The sequence below is a fragment of the Thalassolituus sp. UBA3500 genome (genome assembly GCF_002377545.1).
In the GTDB taxonomy this organism is placed as follows: Bacteria; Pseudomonadota; Gammaproteobacteria; order Pseudomonadales; family Oceanobacteraceae; genus Thalassolituus.
The window spans coordinates 1-2,845 of record NZ_DFQB01000014.1; the positions used below are offsets into that span (position 1 = coordinate 1).

Consider the following 2,845-nt stretch of genomic DNA (forward strand, 5'->3'; position numbering starts at 1 on the left):
CGAAGATGCTTCGCTCCTACAATTGAAAAACCCGCTCCGTGCGGGCTTTTTTGAACTTCGAATAAGCCCGTCTGGCTTATTTCTCTAAGCGTGTTGACACGTCGCCTGACTCCCCCTACAATTCGCGTCCCCTATTATCTGGGGAAACCGCAAGCTCAAGCACATTAACTGGAGTTTGGTATGCAAAACCAACGAATCCGTATCCGTCTGAAGGCGTTCGACCATCGCCTGATCGATACTTCGACTCAGGAAATCGTCGATACGGCTAAGCGCACGGGCGCTCAGGTACGTGGTCCTATTCCACTGCCGACTCGTAAAGAGCGTTATACCGTTCTGGTTTCACCGCACGTTAACAAAGACGCGCGTGACCAGTACGAGATCCGTACGCACAAGCGCATGCTCGACATTGTTGAGCCTACAGAAAAAACTGTAGATGCGCTGATGAAACTTGATCTGGCTGCCGGTGTGGAAGTTCAGATCAGCCTCGGCTAATCCGTAAGGATTTGTCCTAAGGCTCTGTGTAACGCCCGTAATCTTTAATGAAACAAGGGCGGCCATAGCGGGTATCAGCCCCGTACACGAGAGGAAAACAACATGGCAATTGGTATTGTCGGTAAAAAAGCGGGTATGACCCGTGTATTTACTGAAGCAGGTCAATCTGTCGCTGTAACTGTACTGCAGGTGGCGCCTAACCGCGTTACTCAGGTGAAAACACCTGAAACTGATGGCTACAGTGCTGTTCAGATTGCATTTGGCGAGAAGAAAGCGTCTCGCGTATCTAAGCCTCAAGCTGGCCAGTTTGCGAAAGCAAACGTTGAAGCTGGTAAGGGTCTTATTGAGTTCCGTACTGAGGAAGGTTTTGAACTGGGTCAGGAATTGACCGTTGAACAGTTTGAGGTCGGTCAGAAAGTCGATGTGACTGGTTCGACCAAAGGTAAAGGTTTCCAGGGTGGTGTTAAGCGCTGGAACTTCTCTACCCAGGACGCAACTCACGGTAACTCACTGTCTCACCGTGCGCCTGGCTCTATTGGCCAGTGTCAGACCCCAGGTCGCGTATGGAAAGGCAAAAAGATGGCAGGCCACATGGGTGCTGAGAAGCAGACTACCCAGATGCTGGAAATTGTTCAGGTAGACGCCGAGAACAACCTGCTGTTGATCAAAGGTGCTGTGCCAGGTGCGACTGGTTCCGAAGTAATTGTTAAACCAGCTGTAAAGGCTAAGGGGTAAGCAATGGAACTGAAAACAAATACTGGTGCAGCTGTAGCAGTCTCTGACGCTACCTTTGCTCGCGAATTTAACGAATCTCTGGTTCATCAGATTGTTACTGCATACCTTGCAGGCGGTCGCCAGGGTACTAAAGCTCAGAAAACCCGTTCTGAAGTAGCCGGTGGTGGTAAGAAGCCTTGGCGTCAGAAGGGTACTGGTCGTGCACGTGCTGGTACTGCAAGCTCTCCTATCTGGCGTTCAGGTGGTGTGACGTTTGCTGCTAAGCCACGTAACTACGAGCAGAAAGTAAACAAGAAGATGTATCGCGCTGCGATGCAGTCAATTCTGTCTGAGCTGGTTCGTCAGGAACGTCTGGTTGTAGCGGACGACTTCAAAGTTGACACTCACAAAACCAAAGATTTTGTGAAAAAGCTGAACGCGCTTGAGCTGAATAACGTTCTGATCGTGTCTGATGATGTCGATGAAAAGCTCTACCTGGCTTCACGCAATGTTCCACACGTTGGCGTGACCGAAGCAAGCAGTGTTGATCCAGTCAGCCTGATCGCTTTCGATAAGATCCTGGTAACCGTGCAGGCCCTTAAGAAACTTGAGGAGGCTTACGCATGAACCGTGAACGTATCTACAAAGTACTGGTAGCTCCTCATATTTCTGAGAAAGCAACCATCCTGGCAGACAAAGCTGGTCAGTACGTGTTCCGTGTAGCACCTGACGCAACTAAGCCAGAGATTAAAAAAGCTGTTGAAGCTCTGTTCGAAGTGAAAGTTCAGTCCGTACAGACCGTCAACATCAAAGGTAAGACCAAGCGTACCGCTCGCGGTATGGGTAAGCGTAACGACATCCGCAAAGCGTATGTTCGTCTCGTGCCTGGTCAAGACATCGACTTCGCTGACGCGGAATAAGAGGAGCTTAAGTCATGGCATTGGTGAAAACTAAACCGACTTCAGCTGGCCGTCGTCATCTGGTTAAAGTCGTAAACAGCGAACTGCACAAAGGTAAGCCTTTTGCTGGTCTGCTGGAGAAGAAGTCCAAGACTGGTGGTCGTAACAACAACGGCCGTATTACTACCCGTCACATTGGCGGTGGTCACAAGCACCACTACCGTATCGTTGACTTCAAACGTAACAAAGATGGTGTTCCTGCTGTTGTTGAGCGTCTGGAATACGATCCGAACCGTAGCGCAAACATCGCACTGCTGAAGTACGCAGACGGTGAGCGTCGCTACATCCTTGCACCTAAAGGTCTGACTGCAGGTGATGAGGTTGTTTCAGGTGAATATGCGCCTATTAAACCAGGTAGCGCTATGCCACTGCGCAACATTCCGGTGGGTAGTACTGTTCACAACGTTGAGTTGAAGCCAGGTAAAGGCGGCCAGATGGCTCGTTCTGCCGGTGCATCTGCTCAGCTGGTTGCCCGTGAAGGTACCTACTGCACACTGCGTCTTCGTTCAGGCGAAATGCGTAAAGTGCTGTCAGATTGCCGTGCAACACTGGGTGAAGTTGGTAACTCTGAACATTCTCTGCGTGAGTTGGGTAAAGCTGGTGCTTCCCGCTGGCGTGGTATCCGTCCGACCGTCCGCGGTGTGGTAATGAACCCTGTCGATCACCCACACGGTGGTGGT

Annotated in this window: 5 protein-coding genes; all 5 read left to right on the forward strand. The window is 50.7% G+C overall.

Features of this window, described 5'->3' with window-relative positions:
- Nucleotides 1-180 precede the first annotated feature (180 nt).
- Entirely contained in the window at nt 181-492 is a 312-nt protein-coding gene (rpsJ, locus tag B2R29_RS03740; protein ID WP_068443270.1) for a 30S ribosomal protein S10, read from the forward strand.
- 102 nt (nt 493-594) lie between these two features.
- Nucleotides 595-1,227, forward strand: a complete 633-nt coding sequence (gene rplC, locus B2R29_RS03745) for a 50S ribosomal protein L3 (RefSeq protein WP_301179856.1) — start codon at nt 595-597, stop codon at nt 1,225-1,227.
- 3 nt (nt 1,228-1,230) lie between these two features.
- The gene (gene rplD / locus B2R29_RS03750; RefSeq protein ID WP_068438476.1) at nt 1,231-1,833 is read left to right on the forward strand and encodes a 50S ribosomal protein L4; all 603 of its coding nucleotides are present in this window, start codon (nt 1,231-1,233) and stop codon (nt 1,831-1,833) included.
- Entirely contained in the window at nt 1,830-2,126 is a 297-nt protein-coding gene (gene rplW, locus B2R29_RS03755) for a 50S ribosomal protein L23 (protein WP_076517283.1), read from the forward strand. The genes rplD and rplW overlap by 4 nt, the downstream gene beginning before the upstream one ends.
- 14 nt (nt 2,127-2,140) lie before the next feature.
- Nucleotides 2,141-2,845: 50S ribosomal protein L2 (gene rplB / locus B2R29_RS03760; RefSeq protein WP_301179857.1), on the forward strand; the 705-nt coding region annotated here is incomplete at its 3' end.

Bases quoted from the DNA above. Each gene is read 5' to 3' on its own strand.
- rpsJ (WP_068443270.1), top strand. From the start codon at position 181: ATGCAAAACCAACGAATCCGTATCCGTCTGAAGGCGTTCGACCATCGC.
- rplC (WP_301179856.1), top strand. From the start codon at position 595: ATGGCAATTGGTATTGTCGGTAAAAAAGCGGGTATGACCCGTGTATTT.
- rplD (WP_068438476.1), top strand. From the start codon at position 1,231: ATGGAACTGAAAACAAATACTGGTGCAGCTGTAGCAGTCTCTGACGCT.
- rplW (WP_076517283.1), top strand. From the start codon at position 1,830: ATGAACCGTGAACGTATCTACAAAGTACTGGTAGCTCCTCATATTTCT.